The following is a 26,071-nucleotide window of genomic DNA, read 5'->3' on the forward strand; positions in this document are numbered from 1 at the left end:
ACGACAAGTACGCCCTCACCTACCTCGGTGGCGTACTCCTCGCCGCCATAGTCACCCACCACCGCATCACCAATTAACAGACACGACCTAGTCGCATTGTGGACGGTCATGACGACTGTCAGCCTCGCGGCGTCGCGCGTCGCGCGGCTCTTCGGAGCCGAGCACATTGTCGACGTCGGGCTGATCGGTTTGATTGCTCTCGCCCTACCGCTGTCAATCTGGGCGTATCTGCTCGGGCGTAACCACCAACTCGCCCAACTCGAGTCCGCGACTCCGCCCGCGCTCCGGCGCGCACATCGGCTCCATGATCAGGCAAAAGCCCTCGAGGACGCCATGCACGAGGCGACTCTGATGGCCGACGATCTCCAGGAGGTGATCGACGCGGAGAAACGTCTGATCACCGAACTCTTGGAGGAGTCGACTGAGGCCCGGAGGATCGCGGAGATCGAGTCCGGCCAACTGAACGCGCTGCTGGCTCACCAGGAGCGGCAACAACGCCGCTCCACACTCCGCGAGCGATGGATCAACATCGCTGTCGCCGCGGTCAGCCTCGTCGCGGGATATCTCCTGAACCTGGTGAGTCCGACGTTCCTGAAGGACCTTCTCCACCACTGATCGACAAGCTCAGCATCACCTCACCCCAAGGCCAACGCTCCGCGTCACCGGGCCGTCGGCGGGCTCACTATGGGGTCGCTGCACGGCTGGGCTGGCGGGGATCGGTGATAAAGGCGAGGAATCGGTCGCCGAGCGGAGTTGTGGAAGGCGCCCACATACCCGATCCGGACATGGTGACGTGCAGGTTGGACTGGGTCAGAGCGGCGGATTCGAGGTCGTGGGCGAGTAGGTCGTACCACGAGCGGTTGTCTCGGAATTCCGGGATGGCGTTCTCCAGGAGGTGACTTCTGCCGCCCATCATGTAGGTCTCCTGCTGTAGCTTGCGGTCGTCGAACCAGCCGCGAGGGTCGTGCAGGAAGGTCAGCATCGTTAGGTGCGCGACCCCGAACTCGTCGACCAGACGGAAGAATCTGCTCTGTTCGTCGACCGGCGGCGCTCCAGGGCCGAGGCTATTCAGTACACCGTTGCGGAGTGCGTCAAGTTTCTCTTGCTGGTGTGTCGCCTGGGCGGCGCGGGTTGCATTGATCACCGCGTCGGTGAAGATCGGGTCATCGGCCAGTTGGTCGAAGGTCAGGCCGGAGCCCTGCTCCTGCAGCTCGGTAACGGCTTCAGCTAGATCCTCGAGCCATTGCGTCATTCGTTTGTTGTGGGTCCACCCCATCGCGACCGCGAAGGCAACGGCCAGGGGGCTGCCGACCACCGGAATCATGCCTGCCGCGCCCTCGACGGTGGCTTCGACAACTTCCCGGGCAGTGGTCTTCTGGGGCGGCTTCTCCATGCTCTCCTCCTAGCAGCTCAAGTGGATTCGAGAACAAGGTCGCCTGTCGCTGCCGGTGATACGTCCGGCCGCACGGAGATTTGCTGTCATGCAGGCGCTCTATCCAAAGTCCAGTCTTGCGAGCACGTCTGTGTCTCGTGGGGTGATCCGAAGGCACTCGAGCGGTCTGGTTTTGGTGGGATGCACGACCTCGATCCATTCCTTGCCTCCGAACTCCGTCAGGCAGCGCGGGATGGAGCGAAAGTAGCGCAGGTTGAAGCCGGCGAAGTACGGCGTGACGGCCTTGTCGACATCCACGCCATGCAAGTGGCCACGCCTTGGATTGACGCCGCAAATCTCCCAGTACCGGAGAACTGCCACGCCTGCGCGGAACAGCGGGCTGGATGGCGTCCAACGATCCTCAGCGTGCTCCATCGCGAACCGGCTACGGACAGAACCCTCTTCGAGCGTAAGTCGTTCGAGGCCGATCGCTCCCTTGTCGAGCGCGTTGCACAACACCTCACGGTCGGCTCGTGGAATCCAGTCCTCCAGGCCTTCGAACTCCGGCAGCATCGCGTGACGCGGCGCCCTGCCGGCGGTCGGATCGATCGGGATCGCTCGGAGCCGCTGCCGCGCGGTCTCGACCGAATCACCGACCCGCCACAAGACGATCGGGCTGAGTTCAGCTGAATCACCGTATTCGAAAACGAGCTGACAACCACGGCGTCGCCCGATCAGCTCCTGCCGGAACACGCTGTAGGGATCTCGCCCGTAGGACAGACAGGAGACAAAGTGCGAGACCCAACGTTCGTCCGTATCCCGGGTGATCAGGAGGTCGATGTCCTTGGGCTGCACTGCTCCGCGCGCGAACGACCCGAACACAGCGACCTCGCGCACCAGGCTGAGTGGCCACTCCGTCTTCCCGGCGTCGAGGTGATCGAGCATCACATCGACCAACGCGATGGCCTTCTCACGCTCCATTCCCCACCGCCTCACACAGCTCAGGGAACGACTTGCCCAACGCGATCATCCGGAATGCCTCCATCTCGCGCACATGTGCGGCGTGAACCAACGGAGCTATCGCAGCCCGTACCGCGGCCTTGCAAGCGCCATAGCCAAGCTCGTACACCGGATGCCCGTCAGCCGGCGCCGGGTCGTCCGGCGCGATCCCCGGCGCGGTTGGTGCCGGAGTAGGCCTTGTCCAGGTAAATCGGTTCGACCGCGACGCCGAGCTCGAGCAGGATCTGCCGGTTCGCTTCGAGGTCTTGTTTGTCGGTCGAACAGCGGGCGTAGCCGATCAGCATGCCCGCACTGTAACGGATAGCCCCCGCTCACCGGACAAATCACGGGACACCTATGTGAGACACCGTGTCAAGCGTGAAGCGATGGCCGTCGATGGCGTCGGCCGGGTGTCCGGTGGGGGTTCGTCTAACGGACACCCGACACCGCGCGGTCTCCAGCAGTGCAGGCGACTTCGATACATCGCAATGACTCGCACTCGCCTGCAAACGATTCGCTCTGAGCGCTGAATCTGTGCAGCCGACTTCGGACATCGACATCGGTGCGATCCGGTTCACGCCGGCGGCCAGTTCTACCTGGATGACCCGCGGATCCACGTGCATGCCGTAGTTGTTGATCTCGAGCAGCATCGAATCCTCACCCGGTAGCGCCGCTGCGGAGCCACAGCGTGAGGATCCAGTCCTGGTCGTTGGCCAGCGAGTCGGCGCGGTAGCCGGGGATGCCGTCCACGCAGCTGGGCATCACGAACGCGCAGGTCGCCGAGCCGTCCGCGGCGAGGTTGGCGAGGTTGGCCCGGAGAATCCCGTCGGCTTCCGCGGAGGCGGGAACCGGCAGCTGGGTGAGGGCAACCGCGTTCAAGATGCTCCAGTAGTGTGGGAAGACATCACCCCACTGGCGGTTGCGGCCGAACCAGTAGCCGTCCCAGTGCCGGATTGCTATGCCGCGCAGTCGGACATGTGGTTGGGGGCCGGCGAAGGCTCGCATCCAGCGAAGCGACCGTTCAAGGGCGGATTCGAAGGCTGGTGACGGCCAGTTCCGCACGGTGAGTGCGAACAGCGACACTAGCGGCGCCACCAGGGATTGTTCGTAGTTGACCTCGTGACTTGGCAAGACCTGGCCCACCGCGGCGAAGTGTTCTGCGCTGTCCAGCAATGCCGCCCGCAGAGCATCGGCGCGGGCCGTATCTCCTTCAGCGTCCAGCACGGCTGCGATGTGCAGGACTGCTTCGGGCTGGCCGATGGACAGGTGCCTGCGCGCGTCCAGTTCGTATGATCGCTCCAGCAGGCTGGCCGCGAGTTGAAGGTCGTCAGTGTGACGGTAGAGCTGGAACTGGTCGGCGAAGAAGTGCGCCAACCAGGGGTAGTTGTATAGCCGGGGCTTGGCGACTGTCGTGTCGCTGCCCCAGCGGACGTCGCCGGTGGCGTCGATGAGTTCGGCGCGGGCGAATCGGGCCCAGTCGGCCAGGGCACCGTCGATCCGCGCGGCGTCACCCCAGTCGCGCAGCCGCATCTGCTGGAGCAGCGCGGCCATGCCGACTCGCTCGGCGCCGTCGGACCAGTCGGCCCAGCCGGCTGTCGGCTGGGTCAGGCCCGTGCAGTTGTCATACGGGACGAACCCCCACCTCTCCGGTTCGGCGACGGCGACCAGCGGCTGTTCGCGGACCCGGCGTCAGGCTACTTCTACGTCTACTACGGCACCCGCGTCGTCCCAAAGGGCGGGGTCGGCGGCAAGAACGGCGACCTGGCACACGTGGCGCGCGCCCCGATGTCGGGCAAGATGGCCCCCGGGACCTGGCAGAAGTGGTACGACGGCGCCTGGTCCCAGCCCGGCGTCGGCGGCCGGGAGAGCAACATCGTGCCGGTGGACTCGTCCAACGCCAACGGATACACCCCCGTTGCCGACGACTACGACCCTGCCAACACCGGCAACGTGGACCAGCAGATCGCGGCCGGCACCCTGCCGGCGAACTCGAAGCTGACCCTCATGAGCGTCGCCTACAACGCCCAACTCGGCCTGTACCTCGGCGCGCCGCAGGTGATGACGCCGACACCAGGGCCCCAGGACTTCTACGTGACCGACGACCTATCGACACAGAAGTGGCACCTCATCGGCAACACCGGCAACTACAAGCACCAGGCCTGGTACCGGTGGTTCCTCGACAGCGTGAACAAGACCAGCTCCACGATTCTCGGGAAAAGCTTCCGCATCTACTGCTCGATCGATTGTTCAACGGGCGGCGGTGAATACGTCAACGTGAGCATCGACTCGTCCTCGCCCGCGGCACCGCCCGTCGACTCGTCCACGACCTACGCCATCGCCAACGGGGGCGGACGAGTTCTGGCGCAGGTCTCGGGCAGCTCGGCGACCACATCCCTGTCGGCGGCGACGGGGTCCGGCCTGGAGTCATGGGTGTTCCGCGGTAACGGCGACGGCTCCTACCGGATCGTCAACGCGAGCACCGGGCAACTCCTGGGCGTCGACTCGTCCTCGGCTGCCTACCGGGCCTGGGGCACCAAGCCGACCGTCACCGCGCCCGGTCCGGGCGGCCCCACAGTGGGGCAGCAGTGGTTCATCGTCGCCGACACCTCCCCGGCCAACGTGAAAAGCGGCGCGTACCGGCTGGTCAACCGCTACAGCGGCCTCGTACTCGGCCTGTCGTCGGACTCCACCCGGCTCGCTGAGACCACCCCCCAACGCAACTGGACCGACAGCACAGGGAGCACGGTCGGCAAAGGCCGCAGCGCCGCCGAGCAGAAGCTGACCTTCACCCCGACCGGTACAGCGCCCGGCACCGCGTCGGGCCCGATCACCGGCGTCGGCGGCAAGTGCGTCGACGTCACGAACGGCGACAGCGCCGACAGCACACCGCTGCAGCTGTACGTGTGCAACGGCACCCCCGCACAAACCTGGACCGTACAAGGTGACGGCACGGTGCGGGCGCTCGGCAAGTGCATGGACGTCCGGGACGGAGCCACAACCGCCGGCACCGTCGTCCAGCTCTACACCTGCAACGGCACACCGGCGCAGAACTGGACCTACCAGACCGACAAAACCCTGAAGAACCCCCAATCGGGGCTGTGCCTCGACGCCAGCGGCGGCAGCAGCGCCGACGGAACCCCGCTGATCATCTGGACCTGCACCGCCACCCAGAACCAGCAGTGGACCCTGCCCAGCTAACCGGGAACCAGCCGCTCCCCGGCTCCCCGCCGCCCGGGCGACGGCGGGGAGCCGGCGTCAAGCGGCGGCCGGTGCCCGCAGGAGGTGGCGTGTCATCACCGAGATGCGGGGGCCGTCCGCCGCGCGCGGACGCCGGCAGATGACGAGCCACCCCGAATAGCACGGAAGCGTGCTCGTCCTGGTTGCGGAGCAAGTCCACTAGGCCGGTGGACCTAGCCACGAACCCCGCCGGCACCCACGCCTTCTCCACCGGCACCGGCGGATCGACCCTCCGGATGTGATCCGTCGACCGCAGTCCGCACACGTCGTACTGCAGCTCGAGGTCCGCCTCGTCGATCGACTACAACGCCCAGACCTGCTGAGCCACAGCGGAAGGGGCCCGCTGCGGAGGGGTCTCGCTGCAGGAACCCTCCCCCGTTACCTTCTCGGACTGAAGGCCCTCGCACTCCCCACCCCCGTTGACTCCGTCACCACCGCCGCACCCGCCTCACCGACTTCCACAGCCGCTACCCCGACCTGGCACAACTCCTCCGCTGAAAGTCAGTAGTGCACCCAGCCGCCGTCGACGCACAGGACCTGGCCGGTGACGAAGGTCGAGTCGTCGCCGGCAAGGAACAGGAAGGCGCCGGATAGGTCGTCGGGGGTGCCTCGGCGCTGTAGGCACTGTAGGGGGAGGATCTGGGCGGCGACGGCGTCGGCGTCCGGCATGGTTTCGGCCTCGTGCTCGGTGCGGATCGCCCCGGGCATGATGGCGTTCACCCGGATCCCGTCGGGGCCCCATTCGCGGGCCAGCGTTCGGGTCATTCCGAGTATCGCCGCTTTGGAGGCGGTGTAGTGCACGGCGCCGGGTTGCCCTGTCGCGACCATCACCGATGACACGGTGATGAGGCTGCCGTGACCAGATGCGACCAGGTCCGGGTAGGCGGCCCGTGCGAGCAGCCAGGTCCCGCGGGTGTTGACCGCCTGCACAGCGTCGAACTGCTCCACGTCCAGTTCCACGGCTGCGCCCCGACCTGTCGCCGCGGCGTTCGCGACCACGATGTCCAACGGCCCCATCGCCTGTCGGGCTGCCTCGACGAGCGCGGCCGGACCGTCGATGGTGCCGAGGTCGACCGGAAGCGCGACAGCCTCGCCGCCGTCCCCCCGGAGCCGGGCCGCCAGTTCTTCGGCGAAGGCGGTCATGTCCGCCCTCGGGTGATGGGCGAGCACGACCCGCGCGCCCTCGGCGGCAAACCGCTGAGCAACCGCTGCACCGATGCCTCGCGAGGCCCCGGTAATCAGCGCGGTACGGCCCGCCAGCCGCCCGAGGGCGGCACCGCCGGTATCCGCGGCCGGCATAGTGGACCCGATCACCGGGCAGTCTCAGCGACGCGGCCAGACAGCTCGCAACCCATGCGATCCGCGAGCCTGTCCACCGGACAGATCTCCGACGGGGCGCCGGAATCCGTCTGCCGCCGGAGATCCTTGGCCGGCTGCAGGCCGGATATCATCGTTCGACCTTCCGCGACCACGGCGCCCTCGAGGTCGCCGGGCGCGGCCAACTCAATGGGCGCGCAGCCCTCCGGCTGGCACGCGATCACCGCAGAGCCGGGCATCTTCGTGTCGGCCAGTCGCCTGGCCGTCCCCGCCGGCAACCCACCGGCAGACTCAGCGATCCGCTCGAACTCGTCTGTTACTGCGGGGCCCATGCCGGGAACCTCGATCATCAGTACGGCGTACGGACGGATCGACGCCAGCTTCTTCGCGGGCGTCCCGGACTGCACGCACAAGATGCCGATCGGCCCGACTCGCCGTCCGTACGCCGCCATCGCCGCACCACCATCACCGCGCGACGTGGCCCCCAGTCCCGCAGGCCCCGTTCGGTGGCGTGCTGTCTCGAAGCCGCGGTGATCCAGTCCTTGGAGGAGCCAGTCGACTTGAGGTGTTCGCACGTTGCCACAGCCCGCCTAGTCCCCCAGCGCCGAGCCAGGCCGTCGAGGGACACCAGCGGGGCGTATCCTCCGCCGAGAACGCTCTCTGCCGCACGAGTACCGTTCATGAAAGTCCTCCGAAGGATCCGGGTACAGCAGCGGGGTTGCTCATCGGTTCGCTCCATCGGTCGCCGGGATGTGTGCGATGACATCGATCTCGAACTTCAGGTGACCGATGCCGCCGAAGGTGGTGGTCCGCGCCGGGTACGGTTCGGAGAAGTACTGCGGATACAGTCGATTGAACTCGTCCCGGTCCTCCCATTGGCCGACGTAGCAGCGCACGGAGACCACGTCGTCCATCGACCCGCCGGCGGCGGTGAGGATCCGCTCGGCGTTGGCCATCGACCGCGCCAGTTCGCCGGCAAAGGTGTCGTCGACGATCTGGCCGGTCTCGTCCACGGATGCCTGTCCGGACACGAAGACGAGATCCCCGGCCCGTACGGCGGGCGAGAACGGCAGGTGCGACCGAGGTGTCCCCGGTGGGCTGACAGCTGTGCGTGGCATGGTTCGTTCCTCAGTTCGGATAGGTTGTGTCTAGCTCGTACGGGTACATCGGGACTCGCCGATGTTCGTACCTCAACTCGGTCACGGAATTGCGGGTGATGCCCGGGGAGTCGGCCACCACAACGTCCGGCGCGCAGACGCTCGCGTACCCGGCGCGCGGACCGTTGACGCCCTTGGCGACGTGCGCCCGCAAACCGGCAGGTTCGATACCGACCGCGCGGTACTGCGCGGGCGAGACAGGCTGGATCACCTTCGACGTCAGCACCACCAGCACGCCTTCGTCGGTGCGGACGCCCACCATCTCGCCGCCGTCGAAGAACCGGAAGCCTCCGTGCGCGACGTGTTCCTCTTCGTAGAGACCGCGGTGCCGGCCCACCAGCACCCCGGTCAGGCGTACCGGCGTACCCTCCTGGTCGACCGACCGGCCGCCCGCCGAGACGTCGACCTGGGCACCGACGGCAACACCGGTCAACTGTGCGACGGCGGCCGGATCGTGCAGCGTGGTCCCGGCGCCGGAGGCCCCGCGCCGCAGCGCCTCCGCGAGCAGCACCGTGGAGTCGCCCGGACCACCGCCGCCGATGTTGTCGCCGACATCGAGCACCAGCAACGGCTGCTCCCCCTGGTGATCGAGGATCGCCTGGATCGCCTCGGCCACGCCGACGCCGCGTCCTTGCAGTTCCCGCCGCTGCGACCACACGATCGCGGCGACGCATCGAGCCGCGGCGACGGCCCGGGAGCGATCGTTGTGCATGGCAATCACCGACATACCCATCTGCGGCGCGTCGGCGTACGGGAAGCCTTCCAGGATACTCACGTCCAGCATCCCCGGTTCGGCCCCGATCTCCGCCGCTGCCGCGAGCAGGCCGGTCATTGGTTCCAGACCGGTGTCCTGGCGGACGATCGTCACCACCAGCGGCAACTGCTCGACCACGAGAGCCGGACGCCGGCCGGTCCGGACGGCGTCGATCACCAGACGCCGGCAACGCACCGCCTTGACGCGCGCGTCGACGTGCGGGTTGGTCTGGTACGCCGTCATCACGTCAACCGCGTCGACCAGCCGTTGATCGACGTTGGCGTGCATGTCCAGCACCGTGCCGATCACCGCCTCGGCGCCGACGACCTCCCGCACCCGTTCGGCGATCTCGGCGTCGGCGGCCGGATGTCCTTCCGCGACCGCGGCGCCGTGCAGCACGAGCAGCACGCCGTCGATCCTCCCGGCCGCGGCGAGCTCGTCGCACATCTCGTCGACCAGGACCTCGAAGGCCTCCCGCGCCACCGGTCCGCGCGGTGTCACATAGGCGACCGGCAACGGCAGGATCTCGACATCAGGCTCGACGGTTGGTTCGAGGAAGCCGCCTGGTACGGCGTGCGACTCGCGGTAGTGCTCGATCAACTCGGCACCGGAGTGGACGCCGCCGTCACGATAGGCAGCAAGATCCGCCAGGTCGGAAGAGAACGTGTTGGCCTCGTGCAGCAGACCGACGACGGCGAGCCGGATCATCCCACGACGCTCTCGTCCCGCATCGCGCTGCGCGGCTGCCCCTGCGTCAGAACGGTCGCGGCGACCGCTTCGTCGAAGGCCGACACCGTGGTGTCGACGTCAGCCAGGGTGTGCGCTGTCGACAGGTACCAACGGCCGCCCGGCAGCACGAAGACGCCGCGGCGCAGCAGTTCCACGATCACCGCGTCGTACCACTGCTGGTCTCCGGCGAGGAACTGCGTGAACGTGTCACACCGATCCATCCCCGGTAGCACCTGCACGACTGGGCCGACCTGGTTGACCGCGCCGACCACGCCGTGCTTGTCGAGTGTCGTGCGCATCCCGTCGGCCAGCCTCCGCCCGGCGTCCTCGAACGCCGGGTAGACACCCGGCGCGGACAAGGTCTCGATGGTCGCCTGCACGGCAGCGAGCACGACCGGATTGCCGTTGTAGGTGCCGGCATGGACGACACCCTGCGTGGTCTGATCCAGGATCGACGCCCGGCCGGCGACCGCCGCCACCGGATACCCACCCGCCAACGCCTTCGCGAGCACCACGAGGTCGGGCAGTACGCCGTAGCGCTCGGTCGCACCGCCCCGCGCCAGGCGGAACCCGGTGATCACCTCGTCGAAGACCAGGACCGTGCCCGTCTCGTCGCAGAGCGCCCGCAGGCCCGCCAGGTACCCGTCCGGTGGCGCGATCACGCCGGAGTTGCACAGCACCGGCTCCACGAAGAGGGCGGCGATGTCCTGCGCGGGATCGCGCAGGATCGAGGCGACCGAGTCGAGGTCGCCCCATGTCGCCAACGCGACGTCCGCGAGCGCGCTCTTGTGCTGCCCTTTCGTGCCTGGCTGGTCGAGCCGGCCGTTCGCGTCCGGCCGGTAACCGAGCAGGAACGTGTCGGACCAGCCGTGGTAGTGGCCGGTCATCTTCACGAACCTATGCCGGCCCGTGGCCGCCCTCGCCAGCCGCAGGGCGATCTGGTCCGCCTCGGAGCCGGTGTTGGACCACAGCACCCGGTCCACGCCGGGGATCGCCTCGATGACCGCCTCAGCTGCCAGATACTCGAGCTCGTGGCCGGCTCCGAACGTGGCACCGTGCGGCAGTCGCCGCGCGACCGCGTCGGTGAGTGCGGGATGGCCGTGTCCGAGGATCACCGGTCCCCAGCCCAGTACGTAGTCCAGGTAGGTGTGGCCGTCGACATCGGTCAGCGACGGGCCCTGACCACTGCGGAAGAACAGCGGGTGCGGAAGCATCGACGCGCGCATACCGGTGGAGACGCCTCCCGGCAGCGATGCTTTCGCCCGATCCCACAGGCGGGCGGAGGTCGGCCAGCTGTCAATCATTCGATGCATCCCGGTCCCGTCGTCGCAATCACGTTCCAGCTGATGGAACACTAGTTTTACTGGACCGAACGCTATCCGCGTCCCGACGACGCCGTCAACGGTGTCTCACCCGACCCGCCAGGTATCAGCCGGGCGATACTCTTGGTTCGACGTCCAAAATTCGAGGTTCACTGACCGAAACACGGCAACCAAGATCCAATGACCATTCCGGTGTTGCGCCTAGGCCGATCGACGCTCCTCGACAGCGGCTCGCCGAGAGCCCCCGCCGAGACCGCGCCAGGTTTTGGCGGGTGGATGTCACAGCCGACACCTGCATTGGGCGGCTCCAGGCGACTCAACTCGTCTGGCGTTCAGAACCAGGCGGTGCACCTCGCAGCTCGCCCCTTGTCCCCTGGCTCTCCGATCGTGGCCGAAGGTACGCAACTGCGCCGGCCGACGCTCACTCGCGACAACGCCGTCCCGGTCAAGCCCACGTCGGCTCGGTCTCGCAGGCCGACGGCCGTTCGACGAATCATTGGTTCGCGTCGGCCCCGGACGGACCACTCCGGAACCGGTGTCCGGGTTTACGCTGTCCAACGACCTTGCCTGGCTCGATCGACGCTGCTGCAAGTCGACATTGAAAGTGGCGTCGGCTGGCGGCCTTGGTTCGACGACACGTCACCGCCGCGGACTCAACGGAGGACGTCCCGATCCCTGCCGGGGAAGGGCTGCCGTACAGCCTGGCAGTCAGTAGCTTCTGCCTGTTCCGGCTGGCGAGGCACAGAGCTGGCCAGGTCCGTCGTCCGCAATCGGGCCCGGCTGGTGACTTACGATGACCACATCGGGAGAAGGGGGTTGACCGCGATGGCAGCCACGACCGAATCCGGCTCGGCCTATCAGATCCGGAGCGTGGATCGGGTGTGCGACATTCTCGACACGCTGGCCAACTCGGCCGACGGCGTGAGCCTCAAGGAGGTAGCGGCCGCGACGTCGCTGCCGAAGAGCTCGGCCTTCCGCTACCTGACCGCGCTCGAGACCCGCCACTATGCCGAGCGCGACGGTGAGACCTCGATGTATCGGCTCGGCCCGGCCTTCCGCCCGCAGCACACGCGCAGCATCGAGCACCTCGCCGAACTTGCTCGACCGGTGCTGGAACAGTTGCGGGACAGCACCGGCGAGACGATCAACCTGGGCCTGCTGGACGGCACCACGATCGTGCACTCGATGGTGGTCGAGAGCCCGAAGACAATGCGGCTGGCCGCACGGGTGGGCGAGCGCGGATACGTCCATGCCACCGCGCTCGGCAAGGCGATGTGCGCCGAGCTGCCGCCCGAGCGTGTCCGGTCGATCCTCGACGCTACCGGCCTGCCGCGGTTCACCGCGACGACCATCGTCGACGTCGACGAGTACTTCGCCGAGCTCGAGCGGGTCCGCGCGCAGGGGTACGCCGTCGATGACCAGGAGAACCAGGACGACGGCCGTTGCGTCGCGGTCATCGTCCCGGGGCTGACGTTTCCGGCTGGGATCAGTCTTAGTGCGCCAGCCAGCCGGTTCAAGGCGTCCGACGTACCGGCGGTTGCCCGCCGGCTCCGGAGGGCAAGCGCCGGACTCCGCAAGCGTCTGAACGCCTGATCACCTGTTCCCGAAGGAGAATCGGCGGCCTCCATCTCGCTCCGGACCGGCCGAGCATCAGCAGATGGGTCATCACCTCGGCCGGAGCGAAGATCAACACGGTCTTGGCGATGGTGTCAAGGCTGAGGTCGCGCGCTTGTCGTTGACGAGGTGAACGCGGTGTCGGACTTGCTCTGCGCGATCTTGACGTACCCCTTGGTGACGGTCGGCCAAGACACCGCGAACGCACCGCCCGAGGCTCAGACAGGTCGGCCGCAGTGAGCCGGCTCGGGCTGCCCGGTCGTCGAGAGCCACGCATGCTCCAGTAGGTCGCGGACTCACCCTTGCATCGTGAGCGGGAAGAAGCACATCTCTGGAGACGAGGTCAGTGGTCACTCAGCCGAAGAAGCGTCCTTGACTGCGCGGACACTCTGGAGGACAGCATCTTGCGCCCATGCGAGATGCTTGCGCATTAGGTCTTCAGCGCGATCAGGGTCGCCCTGTTCGACGGCGGCGAGGATCGCGCCGTGGGCCTCGATCGCATGCGCCAAGCCGTCGACCACGGCTCTGTCCGATCGCGCCTGCACCGACTCGATCTGCCGGGTGGCCCGCTCGACGAGCTCCGCGATGAGTGGATTGCCCGCCAGCATCATCATCTCCCGATGGAAGTCCGCGTCGACCAGAGCGGGTCGCCGCCGGGTCTGCCGCGACGACCTCTCCTGCGCCCGGACCACCTTGCGCGCAGGCTCCAGCGCGGCCTCGTCGGGCGCGCTCTCGGCGGCCTTGCGGATCGCGTGGCACTCGAGCACGGTGCGCACCTCGTAGAGATGATCGATCTCCGCCGACGAGATGGCGACGACTTCCGCTCCTCGCCGTGGATAGATCTTGACGAGTCCCTCGTGCTCTAAGTGGCGGATGGCCTCGCGAATCGGGGTCGTGGACACGCCGAAGTGGGCGGCCAGCGGTATCTCGCGCAGCCGGAAGCCAGGCGGAAGACTCCCCTTGAGGATCGCAGAACGCAGTGATGTCTGGATGCCCTCCACCAACGTCGGAGCCGTTGCGGACGCCGCCGGAACAAGGTCCGCGAGCTCAGTCATGACTACATTATGCATGATCTGGCGGGCTACTCCCGAAGGCCGCCGGAGGTCATGAAACCGGAGAGGATCGGCGCCAACGCATTCGCGATGCGGAGGAAGCCGGCGTCGGACGGATGCACCCCGTCGACTGTGAGCTCGGGAAAGTCCACTCCGTAGAGCTCAGAGCCGCGGAAGGAGTGGACGTTCTCCCGACCTGTTGATCGAAGACGGGAGACGATCGTGTCGATGACGCGCTCACCCTCCTCGCGCCGGCTACGGAGCTGACTGTCGTAGTGCTCGGTCGATCGCTGCGGCCGTGACAGTACGACGACCGGCGTACCCGGATGTCGCTCATGAAGAGCATGAACAAAGCCGGCCAGCGAGTCGCCGAGTGCCTCCGTCGTACGCACGTTCGCGTCGTAGTCGAGTACGTAACAGCCCGGACGTTCGATCTCCGCCACCAGCTCGGCGACTTCTGGTTTGCCCAGACCGTTGCCGGAGAAGCCGAGGTTGACGACCTCGTACGGGAGCCTGCGACTCAGGATGTTCGTGTACGCCATCCCCGGCCGGGTGGCACATCCTCCTTGTGTGATCGACGTACCGTAGACGATCACCCGCTGGTCGCCGGCATAGCCTAGTGGAGCGAGCACCTCGGCGGTGGGATCGAGCCCGATCCAGAGTTCCGCAACGCCTTGGTAGAGCGGAAGGTTGATGGTGAACTCTCTACGGACACTGGTCGCGGCGGTGAACAACTCGTAGCTGAACTCCACCGAATCGAGCACCTCGCGTCCGGTGGCGTGATAACGCGCTGGGCCGCGTTCAGCGACGTAACAGTCGAAGCCGCACTCGCCCGTGCGGGCCATGTGGTCGAGTTGCGGAGGACCGGACAGGCGCCCCTTGATCGCAACGGCGGAGGAATCGGTGATGAACCGCACCTGTCCGCCTGCGGCGTGGTTCGCGAGATCGTCGACGTCCGGTCGCACGGTCCGCCCACGCGGGAGGCGTCGCAGCGGCCACTCCGTGGGACGCCAACCGAATCCGGACACGCGAAACGGCTCGCTGAGCGGGTCGAGCCACTGCAGTTCCGTGAGCACAGGAATCCTTCCAGGGTCGGGTCAAACCAATGCACCGTCGAACTGGGAGAGTCGCCAGTTCTTGGTTGCTCTGATGTATTCCGCGAAGAGCATCGCCGGACCGTTGAGTACGAGCACAGCCGTCGGCGCCGCGGCCGCGCCGATCGTGGTGCCGGTCCCCGCCGTGATCGTGACGGTGCGGGTGCCGCCCTTGGGGAACATCATCATCCGGTGGGACACCCCGGCCGCGATGAAGTCGTCACGGCTGAAGCTCAAGGTGTAGCTCGTGCCGAGGACGACCGTAGTCGGCACGGCCGGACCGTAGACGCTCCGATCCACGATCGGTGCATCCAGATGCTGGAAGGCCGTCGCGACCGCCGGCACCTGGTAGTCGACGTCCGCGGCTTCGACCGCTCCTTTGGCGACGTCGAAGTCCACCAGATAGCGAGCGGTACCGTGGCTGATCCGCTGGGCACACGTCATGGGGTCGATGTTTCCGATCACGTACTCGCCCGTGACGTTCTGATTGGACACGGCGATGCGACCGGCCTCCGCGTACAACGTCCCGATGGAGCCGCCGAGGTGCCCCGTGTACGGTGCGGCGCCCAAACGAACCGTGACCAGGTTGGACTCACCGCTCAGCTTGCCGACGAACCCGGGGTACAGCTGGGTGATGAAGTACCCGATCGAGCAGCCCAAGGTCGTCATGGTGGTGATGGAGAACGGTCCTGTCGAACTGCCGAAGACTTTCAGCCCGGCACCGATACACCAGAACGCGTCGCCGGCGGTATAGGCGAAGTCCTCATTGGTGACCCACAGTCGAACCGTCACCGTTCCCGCCGCGCGATCGATCGCAGTGATGGTGTAGTCGTTCTTGCCGATCACGATGCTGTCACCGACCACCGCCTCCGCCGGGATGGACGTGACTCCGGTGAACTCGGTGTACTGCGCCGGCCCGACGCCTCCTGTCAACGTGTGGCCGGCGAAGGTGAACACCTGACCGATCGTGGTGTTGATCCCGTATCCGCAATACCAGATCTCGGCCGCGGAGATGAGGGCGTGATAGGCGTTGGTGTTGACCTCGATGCCTTGGACCTTCATGTATCTGACCTCGACTCGGCGGATCACGCTGCCGGTGATGTCACGCAGCAGGAGCCCCCGGTGGTTCGTTCGCGAGGCGATCGACGCGCTGCCCTTGCCGATCAGCACCACGCTGTCAATCTGGGTCGCCGGGAAGTTGTTCACCTCCAACATCCAGTCGGTCGAGTCGTACGTCGACGTGAGGCGCAAGGTGCCGTGGATCGCGGCCGGGTGCACCGTGCCGCCGTGGAAGGTGATCTTCGCCGAGACCAGCGCGTCGACGCCCCAGTCGACATCACCGAGGATGTTCGAGGCCCGGTCCGCGAACGCCTGCAAGGAAGCAGTGCAGTCGGTTCCGTCGAGACAGCCGAACATGTACGGGTTGAGCATGTCGTACTGCCGGACGAAGCACCCGCTGCCGGAGGGGTCGGTTTCCCCGGTCCCGGCGAGGAATCCGGCGATCGTCGCCGGTGTCCCATCCCACGGGACCGTCGCGCTGATGATGTCGCCACCGTTGTGCAGGTTCTTCGGAACGGTCGGGTCGTGGACGAACATTCCGCCGCCAGGCGTCTCGCCGGCGTGGTACGCCCCGACGAGGTAGAGAACCTGCGGGTTCGGTACCTCGGCCAGCAAGTCGTGGATCGCGGGCACAGCGACCACCGTCACGGATGCGGTTTGGCGTGCAGGCGCCGCGTGCGCGGCGGTCGAGGCCGAAGCCACGGCAACGGCGGCGCCAGCGGCCATGGCCGGGCCGAGGATCTGTCGTCGGGTGATGGCGTTGTCTGACATGTGCGTCCCTCAATTCCGTTGACTGGTTGGAGGCGGAGTTCAGGAGCGGTAGATCTCGACGGGTCCGGCCAAGCCTCCGTCGCCGACCCAGATGGCGAGGTCGTTCGGCTGTCCGATCCGCAGGGTGTCGGCGACCCGGAACTGCCAAGCGGCACGAACGCCGCCAGGCGACACCAGTGACAACTCGGTCCCGTTGATCCAGCAGCGCGCCAAGCCACCGGCAGCAGACAGTCGGAGGATCCCCCGTTCGCCGAACTCCGGTCCGACGCGGAAGGAGTTCCGGTACACGGCGTGTCCGGTGTAGTTCTCGAGACCCTGGTCACGCCAGGACTTCCGTAGGGACACCGGGAGCCACGAGGTGTTACCCAGGCCGGCTCCCACCAACCCCAGTTCCACCGCGTTCGCGTCCGGGTCGAGGAAGATCCGCCACCCGTTCTCGATGGCGATCGACGGGCCGGCGTACGGTCCGCTGGGGACCGGACTAAGTTCCTCCGCAGTCCGGGGCGGTGTGGTCAACTCGGCGGCGAGCTTGCTGGGAGCCAACGGTGGCGCGCTGGGCGCCGCGAGCGGACCCGTCCACAGCATCGACGGACCGAGGATGCCGCCGGTGCCCAATTCGTTCAGGAAGGATCGCTGTACGGCGATCACGAGCGTGTTCGACCGGCCCCAGCGCGCCGCGGTGCTGGCGCCGAATTCCCAGGGCCCACCGCCGTACCCGGCGATCTTCGGCAACGGTTCACCGTTCAGCCAGGCCTCGGCGTACCCGTCGATTCCGGCGAGCCACAAGCGGAGCGGGCCATCATCTTCCTCAAGGGTGAAGTCGGCACGCTGCCAGAGCCACCCGTGGTAGTAGCGACCGCCCTGATCGCCGAGGGTGCTGTCCCGCGTCTGGAGCTCCCGCCACCCCGAGATGTCGATGCCCGGCTTCCAGAACCCCTCCGCGAGCCCGATCCCGTCCGGGTCGAATCTGGTGAGCCACCGATCAGGGAGGGTGGCCACTGCGCGGTTTCCGTTGGACTGACGCTGCGCTCCTTGGGTGATGATCGGCTCGAGCAGGATGCTGAAGTAGTAGCGCACCGCGAACGGCGACAGCGCCACCGGCTTGGTGGTGGACGCCTCCTTGGCCAGGGTGACTCCCTGCGTGAGCTCGGCTTGCGCCGCCACGAAGTCGAAAGACTGGTAGCGATTCATGGCGTTGAGGACATGCTTCGTGAAGTCGAACACCAGGCGCAGCATCCTGACGGCGTACCGCTCATCCGGCAGCGAGGCGGTGACCTCCTCGGCGCGACCCAGTGATGCCTCCAGCTTGTCGAGCACACTGGTCGTGAACACCGTGGGGTAGTCCAGGACGTGCCCATTGTGGCGGTCGGCACTCTCGAACGCCGATTCGAGGGTCGCGAAGTGCTGACGAACCACGTCCGCCGCCGGCCCGTAGACCCCTTCGTAGTAGTCGTCGAGGACCCTCTCGGGATCGACGTCGTCGGCCCACAACAGCTTGGTTGCCAAGTACAACCCCGCGCCCTGGTATGCCCACGCGGGCAGCACCTCCGGCAGGAAGTACGCCGCCCCCTTGGACTTGAGGTACGGCACCTCGTTGCGGATCTGTGGCGTGACGGAGAACGCGAGCCCCGGATCGGCGAGGTTGTAGTAGTAGCTGTAGTTGCCGACCTCCCGCACTCCGGCCTCCTTCCAGCCGTCGACGACCCACTGCAGATAGGCGTGCCGCTCCCACGAGAGGGTGTTGTTCACGTGGTGAAGGCGCTCGACCGTGATCGGCGCGAAGACCGGCATGATCTTCGGGTTCGGAACCTCCCGCACGGGTGGGCGCATCGTCACGTAGTAGGCCAAGGTCATGATGCCGACCTCGGGGTAGTCGGGCTCGAGCTGTTCCAGCACCAGGTTGTAGAACTTGATGTACCGGTCGGTGACCGAGTAGGCCAACGACGCCGGGTCCCAGTCGTTCGCGTCCCACTCCGAGACGCCGAATCCACTACCGTCCAGGGGATTCATCGACAGGTACCGAAGGTTCGGTTCGGCTGTCAGCTTCGCTCGCGCTGCCGCGACCGCGCGCCGGAGTACCTCGGGATGTGTCACGTCGAGCTGCTTGGAGCGGGTCCCGTTCGGCTGAATCTGGAACAGCTCTGGCTCGGTGTTCGGATTCGCGGCGGGCAGCAGCGGAATCGACTGTCCCGTGTAGTAGTTGGGTCCGCCGAGGCGGTTCCGTCGCGCCCAATCGGCTGCCTCGGTGTTGTTGGTCGTCGTGTACTTCACGAGCAGCGCCATGTTGCGACTGCGGATTGCCGGGTGCTGGATGGTCTCCTGGATCCGGAGCCGGATGGTGTCCAGGCTCGGAACGAAGGTCCCGACGGCCTGCGGGACAAGCCAACGCACACCCAGCTGTTCGAGGAGCTCGTAGCCGGCGTACAGGGTCCCTTCGTCTCCAAGGCCGATGACCTCGACGTGGGTACGAGTCACGGTCAGGCGAAGCGCGCCGGGATCCTCTCCCCCGGCGCGGATGGTCTCGAGCCGGGGTGCTGGGACCGCTCCTCCGATGTAGATCGGTGTCAGGTCGGCCGGCGCCGAGCCTGTGGTGACGGCCAGACTCGTGCCCGTGATCAGCTCGAGGTGGCTGCGGATTTCCTCGGCGGCGAGCTTCTCCGAAGCAGAGGCCTCGGCGGCCAGCACGATCACCGCGCGGGCCTGGCGGTTCTCGACCAGGGCCAGGGTTTCCTCAGGCAGTGCCCAGGCGTTGGTCGAGGACAGCAGAGCGGCACCGGAGACGGCGGTCACGCCACCGACAAAGGCTCTGCGGCTGATTCCGTGCACCATGACTACTCCTAGAACGAGGGGTGACACGCGGATACGCACCGGGTGATTGCGTGGTGTCCCGAGGGTGTGCGGGATCGCGAACGATCCCTCCGGGAAGGGCGAGGCGACGGCCGATCCTGTCGTCCGGCACGGGGATCCCGGACCTCCATGGCGGTCAGCGGCCCTGTCGTCCGGGGAGTACAGCACAGGCACCGGCAACTGTGAAGAGAGATTGCCGGCAGAACTCGTTTCCCGCGCGCTCGTTGACTTTTGCCGGACCCCGTGGTCTGTTTCCCCTCACCAGGATTTGCCGGCAATTTTCGGAATCGAAAGGGGGACAGATGACGACCAGGCAGGACGCCGCGGAGCGCGCGCGCCGCCTCGTGGCCGAACTGCGAGCAGAGATCAGCCGGGGGAAGCTGGCTCCCGGTGTCCAGATCCCGGCGGCCAGCACTCTGGCGCGCCGCTACCAACTCTCGCGACCCACGGCTCTGAAGGCGCTGCAGCCGCTGATCGATGACGGCACGCTGCGTGTCGTGTCCTCGGTCGGCATCTTCGTCGCGGAGCCCAGCGGTACCCGATCCGGCTGTTACGTGCTGCTGGTGGAGTCACTTCGATCGATCAGATGGATCACTCATGCCGCCGTTCGCGGATTCGAGGAGCGGATCACCCAGCGAGGCGGCCGATCGATCGTCCTCGACCTTCCCACCCTTCTCGACCCGAGTGCCCGGTCCCGGCTGCCGGCGGTGCTTGGGGTGTTCGTCTTCACCGAAGCCGATGTGACTGAGGCTGTTCTCAACGCCCTCGACACCTCGATCCCAGTCGCCACCTACCTTGCCGGTGCGCCGCCTGCAGCGGTGCGGGAGGGTCGCCAATTGACGTACGTCGATGTCGACAACGTGGCAGGTGGCAGCCTCGCAACCGCGGACCTGCTGCGTGACGGCCACACGGACGTGTTCTTCGTCGGCCTGCACATCGATGGGCAGGCGCCGTTTCCGTGGTCGGCTCAACGGGCCGAGGGTTGGGCGCGCACTCTGCGTCGGCACAGCCGCAGGGCGCGCCTGGCCTGTGTGCAGCCACCTCGTCACGAGCCCGGGAAGACGATTCGCCTCGCCGCCGCGGCGGCTGTCGAGCCTGCCCTTCAGCACAGCGCGTGCGTCGGCGCCGACGACCTGGTGATGATCGCGTTGAGCCAGCAACTGTCGGCGTCCGGGATCCCTTCCGCCCGATGGCCGATCATGGTTGGTTTCGAGGGCCTACCGGAGGCTGCTGATCTGGTGACCACATCGGTACGGCCGCGATGGGAGCAACTTGGTGCGAAGGCGGCCGACCAACTGTTCGACGGCTCCCGGGGCCGCCCACACGCCAACGGCACGGTTGCCCTGGCACCCATGTCGCTCGTCAGTCGGCCGTTCGTCGCGAACCGCGCACCATGACCGCGTCACGGTAAGCCGAGCACCACGGGGCATCGCCGCTCCGATCCTTGACGGGCGAAGTTCACTCCACCCATCGCCGTACGAGTTCCGGCGCAGATGAGCGGCTGATGTCGGTCGGACTCGCGATGGCCGGATCGGCGTCGTCGAGCGTCCCGCGATCGTGGTCTTCCCGCTCCTGCGACGCCGGTTCATCCAAGCGCTCACCCATTCCGGACTGAAGTAACCAAGGAGACTCATCTCGTGCAGATCGTGGAACATGACACCGACATCACCGTGGTCGGCGGCGGGCTGGCGGGCGTGTGCGCGGCGATCGCCGCGGCCAGGCAGGGACTGCGCGTCGCCTTGATTCAGAATCGGCCCGTACTCGGCGGCAACTCCTCGTCCGAGGTACGTGTGTGGGTCTGCGGCGCCACCGCTCACAACGTGCATCAGTGGGCACGCGAGACCGGCATCATGGGAGAACTGTGGCTGGAGAACCAGTACCGCAACCCGGAGGGCAACCCGTACTACTGGGATCTGGTGATCCTGGAGGCGGTTCGGGCCGAGCCGAACATCACCCTGTTCCTGAACACCGACGTGCACGAGCTCGCCGCCCACGGGCCGTCTGACCGTCGGGAGATCACCTCGGTCACCGGGTGGCAGATGGGCTCGGAGAGGATGATCACCTTCAACTCACCGGTGTTTCTCGACTGCACGGGAGACGGGCTGGTCGGGCACCTCGCCGGCGCGGAGGCGATGACGGGCCGGGAAGCCAGGACGGTGTACGGCGAGCCGTGGGCGCCCGATGGGCCTGACAGCAACACCCTGGGTTCGACGATCCTGTTCTACAGCCGCGACGCGGGCCATCCGTCCAAGTTCGTTCCGCCGAGTTTCGCGATCGACATCTCCAGTACGACGATTCCCGAGCATCGAGCCATCCGCAGCGACCAGCGCGGCTGTGCCTTCTGGTGGATCGAATGGGGCGGCGAACTCGACGTCACGGCGAACAACGAGCGGATTCGGGACGAGTTGCAGGGTGTCTGCTACGGCATCTGGGACTACATCAAGAACTCGGGCGCGTTCGACGACGTCGAGAACCTCACGCTGGAATGGATCGGCGCGGTGCCCGGCAAACGGGAGTACCGCCGGTTCGTCGGCGATCATGTGCTGACCCAGCACGACGTCCTCGGGCAGACCGACTTCGCTGATGCGGTGACGTTCGGCGGGTGGTCGATCGATCTGCACCCGCCCGGTGGCATGTACTCGACCCAGCCAGGCTCTCGGCACTGGTTCTCCGACGGCACGTACGACGTTCCGCTGCGATCCCTCTACTCTCGCAACGTCGGCAACTTGTGGATGGCCGGCCGCAACATCTCCGCGTCCCATGTGGCCTTCGGCTCGACTCGTGTGATGGCCACCTGTGCCGCGCTGGGCGAGGCCGCGGGGCTGGCCGCCGCGGTCGCCCTGCAATCGGCACTCAGCGCTCGAGAGCTCGCCGGCGGCGAGTTCGACAGGATGCGGTTCGCCATGATCCGAAACGACACGTCCGCCGTCGGCCTCGTTAATGATGACCCCGACGACGTCGCTCGGACGGCGGCGGTGACGGTGTCCTCGACCCGGACCGAGCTGTCCAGCGAGCCGGGCGAGGGCGACTGGCCGCTCGACTGTGATCTCGGTCTGGTGTTGCCGGCCGATCCCGAGCTTGCGCAACTGGACTTCCTGGTCGACGTGTGTGCCGAGACGACGCTCCAGGTCGAGGTCCATCATGTCGGTGCCCAACGCAACTATCTGCCGGCCGGGCTGATTGCCGCTGTCGCGGTCCCGGTTCGGCCTGGCGCCGCTCAGTGGGTGACGATCGATCCTGAGCCGGTCGCGGAACGGCCCGCGCCGGACAAGATCGGGCACAACGTCTTCGTGGTGGTCCGCGCCGATCCAGCGGTCCGGTTGAAGCGGAGTGCCGGCGCGGTTCCCGGCGTGGCGTGCTTCCGGCGTCGGATTCTTCAGGAGGACGAGGTCTGGACCGAACAGTTCCGGGAATGGAAGGCCGCCGAACCGTGTGACGGCGTCGTGTTCCGGCTACCCGGCCGGACCAGTGCGCTGGCTTCGGACAGGCTGGTCGGCGGGTACGCCAGACCCTTCGGCGGTCCGCAGATGTGGTCTTCGGCCAGCCTGTCCGATGATCCGACCCCGACTGTGCAGCTGGACTGGCCAGAGCCGGTCACGCTGACCGAAGTCCAACTCGTGCTGGATGACGACTTGGACACTGATCTGATCAACCTGCACCACCACTGGACGCCGGACGAGATCATGCCGACCCTGCTCCGCGACTACGACCTGGAAGCGAGCCGGGACGGGAACTGGCGGGTGCTGGCCGAGGTCCGCGACAACCGGCGTCGCCACCGCCGGCACCGGCTCGACCAGCCGACCACCGTCGACGCGCTCCGCATCCGGGTCCTCGCGACCAACGGTGCCCGGTACGCCCACGTGGTGAAGATCCGCGCCTACACCAGATAGACACCTCGCCGCGAGCCGCAAGGTGAACCATCCCGGGTTTGATGCACACCTCCTTCGTTGGGAAGGTGGCATTCATGCCGAGGAAGTACGACGAGCAGACCCGGGCCAAGGCGGTGCGGTTGGTGACCGAGCACCGTGGCGACTATGCCAGTGAATGGGAGGCGATCAGCACGGTCGCGGGCCGACTGGGGATGACGCCGGAAACGCTGCGGCGGTGGGTTCGCCAGGCCGCGGTCGACGCCGGCGAGGCCGAGGGTGTGTCCTCGCAGATGGCCCGGGAGAACCGGGAGCTGAAGCGCAAGAACGCCGAACTGGAACAGACGATCGAGATCCTCAAGGCGGCGACGAGTTTCTTCGTGCGGGAGAGCGACCCGCGACAGCGCTGATCTGCCGGTTCATCGCCGAGCACAAGGCTCGGTTCGGGGTCGCTCCGATCTGCCGTGCGCTGAGTGCGCACGGCTGCCCGATCGCTCCGAGAACCTACTATGCCTGGGCCAGGCGGGCGCCGTCGCGGCGGGCTCTGTGGGAGCTGGCGGTAACCGAGGTGCTGGCCGGGTACTACGAACCCGACGAGCACGGCCGGCGGCCGCCGGAGTCGCTGTATGGGTCGCTGAAGATGTGGGCCCACCTGAACCGCGAGGGTGTCCAGGTGGCGCGCTGCACGGTCGAGCGGCTCATGAAGGCGAACGGCTGGCGGGGTGCAACCCGCGCGAAGAAGCCACGCACCACGATCCCGGATCCGGCCGCGGACCGGGCACCAGACCTGGTCAACCGCCAGTTCCGGGTGCCGGCACCGAACCGGCTCCTGGTCGCGGACTTCACTTACGTGCGGTTGACCGCCGGCGCGTTCGCCTACACCGCGTTCGTCATCGATGCCTTCGCCGGGCGGATCGTGGGCTGGGAGTGCTCGGCGTCCAAGCACACCGCGTTCGTCGAACGTGCCATCAGACAGGCTGCCGAACTGCGTCTCAGAGAAGGGAAACCGCTGCAAAACAAGCCGATTCATCACTCGGACGCAGGGTCTCAATATACCTCGGTGCACCTGACCGAGACGCTGCAACTGAACGGCCTCAGCCCCTCGATCGGATCAGTCGGCGACGCCTACGACAACGCCCTGGCCGAGACCACCATCGGGCTCTACAAGACCGAATGCATCCGCGACGACTCACCCTTCCGCCGCGGACCCCTGACCGGCCTCAGCAACCTCGAGGCCATCACCGCCGACTGGGTCCACTGGTACAACACCAACCGGCTCATGCACCGCCTCGACCGACGCCCACCCGCCGAAGCCGAGGCCGACTACCATGCACAAACCCGAGACGACCAACCGGTCGCACTCACATAACCGAGGGTGCACCAAACCCGGGACGATTCAAGGACCCGGGTTTCAGACCACCTGGAAAGCCGGGTCTAGGGTGTCGGTGATGGTGGCGCCCGCCATCGAGAGCTTCAGGGAGCCGGCCGGCAACGTGGAGCGCCACGAGTTGCCGCGGAAGGTCGCGTACTGACCACGGACAACGAGTTGGTTGGACCCAGCGCAGGTGTCGGCCACCGTGATGACGTTGTCGGACACGATTGACTCCCGCCATCCGGTCGTCGTCGGCGGGTTGAGCTGCAGCCAGGCGAACCAGTAGTTCGCCGGCGACTGGGCGGTGTGGCTCAACTCGTTGTCGTGGATCAGCAGCACGGGTGCCGCATTGCTGGGGAGCATCATCAGCCGCCGGTCCGGCAGGGTGTTGGTCCAGGCCGCGCCGAGGATCTCCACCGTCCAGCGACCGCGGTCCACAGCGGGATAGGTCGTTGTACTCACCCCGTAGAACGGCGCCAGCGTCACGTTCGTCATCGTGCACTGCGCGAAGGTGACCCCGCAGTCGCCGATCAGCCGGGTCCCGCGGGTCGTGTAGTCGAATCGGCACGCCGAGAACTGGATGTCCCGATCGACGACCGCGGTGCTCAGATCGTTGTTGGTCATCCGCGTCGCGGAGTAGACATCACCGCCCCGGTTGCCGACGAAATCGCAGTTGGAGAACCGGTAGTGATAGCTCGTGACGTCGCTCGGCCCCCAGAACCACTCGTCCTCGATGTCGATGCCGGCGTACGGCGCAGAGCCGGAGAAGGTCACGCCGGCCTGCTCGAATCGACATCCGTCCGCGGTGAGGTCGGCGTTCCCGGTGAGCGAGGCGCAGTTCCGGCCCGCGTCGAGGAACGTGCAGTTGGTCAGGCAGACTGTCTTGTTGGCGATCGAGGTACCAGTGCCGGAGTCCTCGTACCGCAGCAACACGTTGTCGCAGATGGCGTTGTGCACGGTGAGGTCGGTGAGGTGGACCTCGGTGTTGCCGCCGATCATGAAGGCGCTGGACCGCGCGTGCACATAGGTCGCGCCGGAGATCAGCGTCGCCGAGGAGTTGGAACCGTCGACGGTACCGTTCTTGATCACGACGAGCTGGTTGTGGGCGAGGACAAAGGTGACGCCGGTGGTCGAGGAGTAGGTCTGCCCGGGCGCCGGCGGGAGCAGAAGGTTGCGGGTGGTGGTCACCGTGCTGCCGTTGAGATCGAGCTCGATGTAGTCGAGACCGTTGAACACCAGGTCGTGGGCCGCCCATTGGGTCGGATCGGCGTACGCATGGTCGAGGTAGTAGTTCTTTCCCGCCTCGAAGACCACTCGGAACTTGCCGCCGGCCTGGCCGGTCAGCTGTTGGGACAACTGTTTGAGCCCGGGGTAGTCGTTGGTCACGCCATCGCCGACCAGACCGAAGTCCTGGACCCGCAGGACCTGGACGCCGACGCCCGGGTCGGGCGCCGGACAAGCGGACGCCGCGGTGCCGGGCCGGACTGTGAGGCCGGTCAGCGCCAGCAC

Annotated in this window: 22 protein-coding genes; 6 read left to right on the forward strand and 16 right to left on the reverse strand. The window is 66.8% G+C overall.

The annotated features are described in order from the left end of the window. Window positions 1-108 precede the first annotated feature (108 nt). Window positions 109-615, forward strand: a complete 507-nt coding sequence (locus AB0I12_RS24675; RefSeq protein WP_359933797.1) for a hypothetical protein — start codon at window positions 109-111, stop codon at window positions 613-615. 67 nt (window positions 616-682) lie between these two features. Here the strand turns inward: AB0I12_RS24675 and AB0I12_RS24680 are convergent, their stop codons facing one another. The 5 genes from AB0I12_RS24680 to AB0I12_RS24700 form a co-directional block, all read right to left on the reverse strand. After that, window positions 683-1,393 (reverse strand): hypothetical protein, encoded by a 711-nt coding sequence (locus AB0I12_RS24680; protein ID WP_359933798.1) that lies wholly within the window; start codon window positions 1,391-1,393, stop codon window positions 683-685. 99 nt (window positions 1,394-1,492) lie between these two features. Continuing rightward, entirely contained in the window at window positions 1,493-2,353 is an 861-nt protein-coding gene (locus AB0I12_RS24685) for a hypothetical protein (protein WP_359933799.1), read from the reverse strand. A 158-nt stretch (window positions 2,354-2,511) separates the two neighbouring features. Then, a complete protein-coding gene (locus AB0I12_RS24690; RefSeq protein ID WP_359933800.1) occupies window positions 2,512-2,676 on the reverse strand; it encodes a recombinase family protein in 165 nt (54 codons plus the stop codon). A 39-nt stretch (window positions 2,677-2,715) separates the two neighbouring features. Next, a complete protein-coding gene (locus tag AB0I12_RS24695) occupies window positions 2,716-3,021 on the reverse strand; it encodes a hypothetical protein (protein ID WP_359933801.1) in 306 nt (101 codons plus the stop codon). 7 nt (window positions 3,022-3,028) lie between these two features. Continuing rightward, window positions 3,029-3,922, reverse strand: coding sequence for a hypothetical protein (locus tag AB0I12_RS24700; protein ID WP_359933802.1), 894 nt, complete (start codon window positions 3,920-3,922; stop codon window positions 3,029-3,031). A gap of 219 nt (window positions 3,923-4,141) precedes the next feature. Here AB0I12_RS24700 and AB0I12_RS24705 point away from each other — a divergent pair, with 219 nt between their 5' ends. After that, complete coding sequence (locus AB0I12_RS24705; RefSeq protein WP_359933803.1) at window positions 4,142-5,569, forward strand: RICIN domain-containing protein; 1,428 nt, start codon at window positions 4,142-4,144, stop codon at window positions 5,567-5,569. A gap of 540 nt (window positions 5,570-6,109) precedes the next feature. Here the strand turns inward: AB0I12_RS24705 and AB0I12_RS24710 are convergent. From AB0I12_RS24710 to AB0I12_RS24730, 5 genes are all read right to left on the reverse strand, one after another. Continuing rightward, window positions 6,110-6,922 carry an SDR family NAD(P)-dependent oxidoreductase gene (locus tag AB0I12_RS24710; RefSeq protein WP_359933804.1) on the reverse strand — a complete coding sequence of 271 codons (813 nt, stop codon included), beginning with the start codon at window positions 6,920-6,922 and terminating at the stop codon, window positions 6,110-6,112. Beyond that, window positions 6,919-7,377: a hypothetical protein gene (locus AB0I12_RS24715; protein WP_359933805.1), complete on the reverse strand. Its 459-nt coding sequence runs from the start codon at window positions 7,375-7,377 to the stop codon at window positions 6,919-6,921. The genes AB0I12_RS24710 and AB0I12_RS24715 overlap by 4 nt, the downstream gene beginning before the upstream one ends. Window positions 7,378-7,647: 270 nt before the next feature. Next, entirely contained in the window at window positions 7,648-8,043 is a 396-nt protein-coding gene (locus AB0I12_RS24720; RefSeq protein WP_359933806.1) for a RidA family protein, read from the reverse strand. 10 nt (window positions 8,044-8,053) lie between these two features. Next, window positions 8,054-9,544: a M81 family metallopeptidase gene (locus AB0I12_RS24725; RefSeq protein ID WP_359933807.1), complete on the reverse strand. Its 1,491-nt coding sequence runs from the start codon at window positions 9,542-9,544 to the stop codon at window positions 8,054-8,056. Next, the gene (locus tag AB0I12_RS24730; RefSeq protein WP_359933810.1) at window positions 9,541-10,869 is read right to left on the reverse strand and encodes an aspartate aminotransferase family protein; all 1,329 of its coding nucleotides are present in this window, start codon (window positions 10,867-10,869) and stop codon (window positions 9,541-9,543) included. Before AB0I12_RS24730 ends, AB0I12_RS24725 begins: the two co-directional genes overlap by 4 nt. An 843-nt stretch (window positions 10,870-11,712) precedes the next feature. Between AB0I12_RS24730 and AB0I12_RS24735 the strand changes: the two genes are divergently transcribed. Beyond that, the gene (locus AB0I12_RS24735; protein WP_359933812.1) at window positions 11,713-12,480 is read left to right on the forward strand and encodes an IclR family transcriptional regulator; all 768 of its coding nucleotides are present in this window, start codon (window positions 11,713-11,715) and stop codon (window positions 12,478-12,480) included. A 371-nt stretch (window positions 12,481-12,851) separates the two neighbouring features. Here AB0I12_RS24735 and AB0I12_RS24740 read toward each other — a convergent pair whose 3' ends face one another. From AB0I12_RS24740 to AB0I12_RS24755, 4 genes are read right to left on the reverse strand one after another with little or no spacing between them, the layout of a single operon-like run. Further along, window positions 12,852-13,556 (reverse strand): GntR family transcriptional regulator, encoded by a 705-nt coding sequence (locus AB0I12_RS24740; protein ID WP_359933814.1) that lies wholly within the window; start codon window positions 13,554-13,556, stop codon window positions 12,852-12,854. A gap of 26 nt (window positions 13,557-13,582) precedes the next feature. After that, complete coding sequence (locus tag AB0I12_RS24745) at window positions 13,583-14,629, reverse strand: SGNH/GDSL hydrolase family protein (protein ID WP_359933816.1); 1,047 nt, start codon at window positions 14,627-14,629, stop codon at window positions 13,583-13,585. Between the two features lie 21 nt (window positions 14,630-14,650). Then, complete coding sequence (locus AB0I12_RS24750) at window positions 14,651-16,477, reverse strand: hypothetical protein (RefSeq protein ID WP_359933818.1); 1,827 nt, start codon at window positions 16,475-16,477, stop codon at window positions 14,651-14,653. 39 nt (window positions 16,478-16,516) lie between these two features. Next, entirely contained in the window at window positions 16,517-19,306 is a 2,790-nt protein-coding gene (locus tag AB0I12_RS24755) for a DUF4838 domain-containing protein (RefSeq protein ID WP_359933820.1), read from the reverse strand. A gap of 200 nt (window positions 19,307-19,506) precedes the next feature. Here AB0I12_RS24755 and AB0I12_RS24760 point away from each other — a divergent pair, with 200 nt between their 5' ends. After that, window positions 19,507-20,721, forward strand: a complete 1,215-nt coding sequence (locus AB0I12_RS24760) for a GntR family transcriptional regulator (protein ID WP_359933822.1) — start codon at window positions 19,507-19,509, stop codon at window positions 20,719-20,721. 61 nt (window positions 20,722-20,782) lie between these two features. On the opposite strand, the gene AB0I12_RS24765 is transcribed toward AB0I12_RS24760, so the two are convergent. Then, window positions 20,783-20,917: a hypothetical protein gene (locus tag AB0I12_RS24765; RefSeq protein WP_359933824.1), complete on the reverse strand. Its 135-nt coding sequence runs from the start codon at window positions 20,915-20,917 to the stop codon at window positions 20,783-20,785. 44 nt (window positions 20,918-20,961) lie between these two features. On the opposite strand from AB0I12_RS24765, the gene AB0I12_RS24770 reads away from it, so the two are divergent. Together AB0I12_RS24770 and AB0I12_RS24775 are read left to right on the forward strand one after the other, a co-directional pair. Next, entirely contained in the window at window positions 20,962-23,214 is a 2,253-nt protein-coding gene (locus AB0I12_RS24770; protein ID WP_359933826.1) for an FAD-dependent oxidoreductase, read from the forward strand. 74 nt (window positions 23,215-23,288) lie between these two features. Beyond that, window positions 23,289-24,559, forward strand: a protein-coding gene (locus AB0I12_RS24775; RefSeq protein WP_359933828.1) for an IS3 family transposase whose coding sequence is annotated in 2 segments (ribosomal slippage) — window positions 23,289-23,562 and window positions 23,562-24,559 — 1,272 coding nt in all. Because the reading frame shifts where the segments join, the coding sequence is not laid out codon by codon here. A gap of 42 nt (window positions 24,560-24,601) precedes the next feature. On the opposite strand, the gene AB0I12_RS24780 is transcribed toward AB0I12_RS24775, so the two are convergent. Beyond that, window positions 24,602-26,071: a right-handed parallel beta-helix repeat-containing protein gene (locus AB0I12_RS24780; protein ID WP_359933830.1), complete on the reverse strand. Its 1,470-nt coding sequence runs from the start codon at window positions 26,069-26,071 to the stop codon at window positions 24,602-24,604.

This window comes from Kribbella sp. NPDC050459, from assembly GCF_040655315.1.
Taxonomy (GTDB): Bacteria; Actinomycetota; Actinomycetes; order Propionibacteriales; family Kribbellaceae; genus Kribbella.

Bases quoted from the DNA above. Each gene is read 5' to 3' on its own strand.
- AB0I12_RS24700 (WP_359933802.1), bottom strand. From the start codon at position 3,922: ATGGCCGCGCTGCTCCAGCAGATGCGGCTGCGCGACTGGGGTGACGCC.
- AB0I12_RS24715 (WP_359933805.1), bottom strand. From the start codon at position 7,377: ATGGCGGCGTACGGACGGCGAGTCGGGCCGATCGGCATCTTGTGCGTG.
- AB0I12_RS24730 (WP_359933810.1), bottom strand. From the start codon at position 10,869: ATGATTGACAGCTGGCCGACCTCCGCCCGCCTGTGGGATCGGGCGAAA.
- AB0I12_RS24675 (WP_359933797.1), top strand. From the start codon at position 109: ATGACGACTGTCAGCCTCGCGGCGTCGCGCGTCGCGCGGCTCTTCGGA.
- AB0I12_RS24740 (WP_359933814.1), bottom strand. From the start codon at position 13,556: ATGACTGAGCTCGCGGACCTTGTTCCGGCGGCGTCCGCAACGGCTCCG.
- AB0I12_RS24680 (WP_359933798.1), bottom strand. From the start codon at position 1,393: ATGGAGAAGCCGCCCCAGAAGACCACTGCCCGGGAAGTTGTCGAAGCC.
- AB0I12_RS24735 (WP_359933812.1), top strand. From the start codon at position 11,713: ATGGCAGCCACGACCGAATCCGGCTCGGCCTATCAGATCCGGAGCGTG.
- AB0I12_RS24750 (WP_359933818.1), bottom strand. From the start codon at position 16,477: ATGTCAGACAACGCCATCACCCGACGACAGATCCTCGGCCCGGCCATG.
- AB0I12_RS24690 (WP_359933800.1), bottom strand. From the start codon at position 2,676: ATGCTGATCGGCTACGCCCGCTGTTCGACCGACAAACAAGACCTCGAA.
- AB0I12_RS24720 (WP_359933806.1), bottom strand. From the start codon at position 8,043: ATGCCACGCACAGCTGTCAGCCCACCGGGGACACCTCGGTCGCACCTG.
- AB0I12_RS24695 (WP_359933801.1), bottom strand. From the start codon at position 3,021: ATGCTGCTCGAGATCAACAACTACGGCATGCACGTGGATCCGCGGGTC.
- AB0I12_RS24755 (WP_359933820.1), bottom strand. From the start codon at position 19,306: ATGGTGCACGGAATCAGCCGCAGAGCCTTTGTCGGTGGCGTGACCGCC.
- AB0I12_RS24725 (WP_359933807.1), bottom strand. From the start codon at position 9,544: ATGATCCGGCTCGCCGTCGTCGGTCTGCTGCACGAGGCCAACACGTTC.
- AB0I12_RS24685 (WP_359933799.1), bottom strand. From the start codon at position 2,353: ATGGAGCGTGAGAAGGCCATCGCGTTGGTCGATGTGATGCTCGATCAC.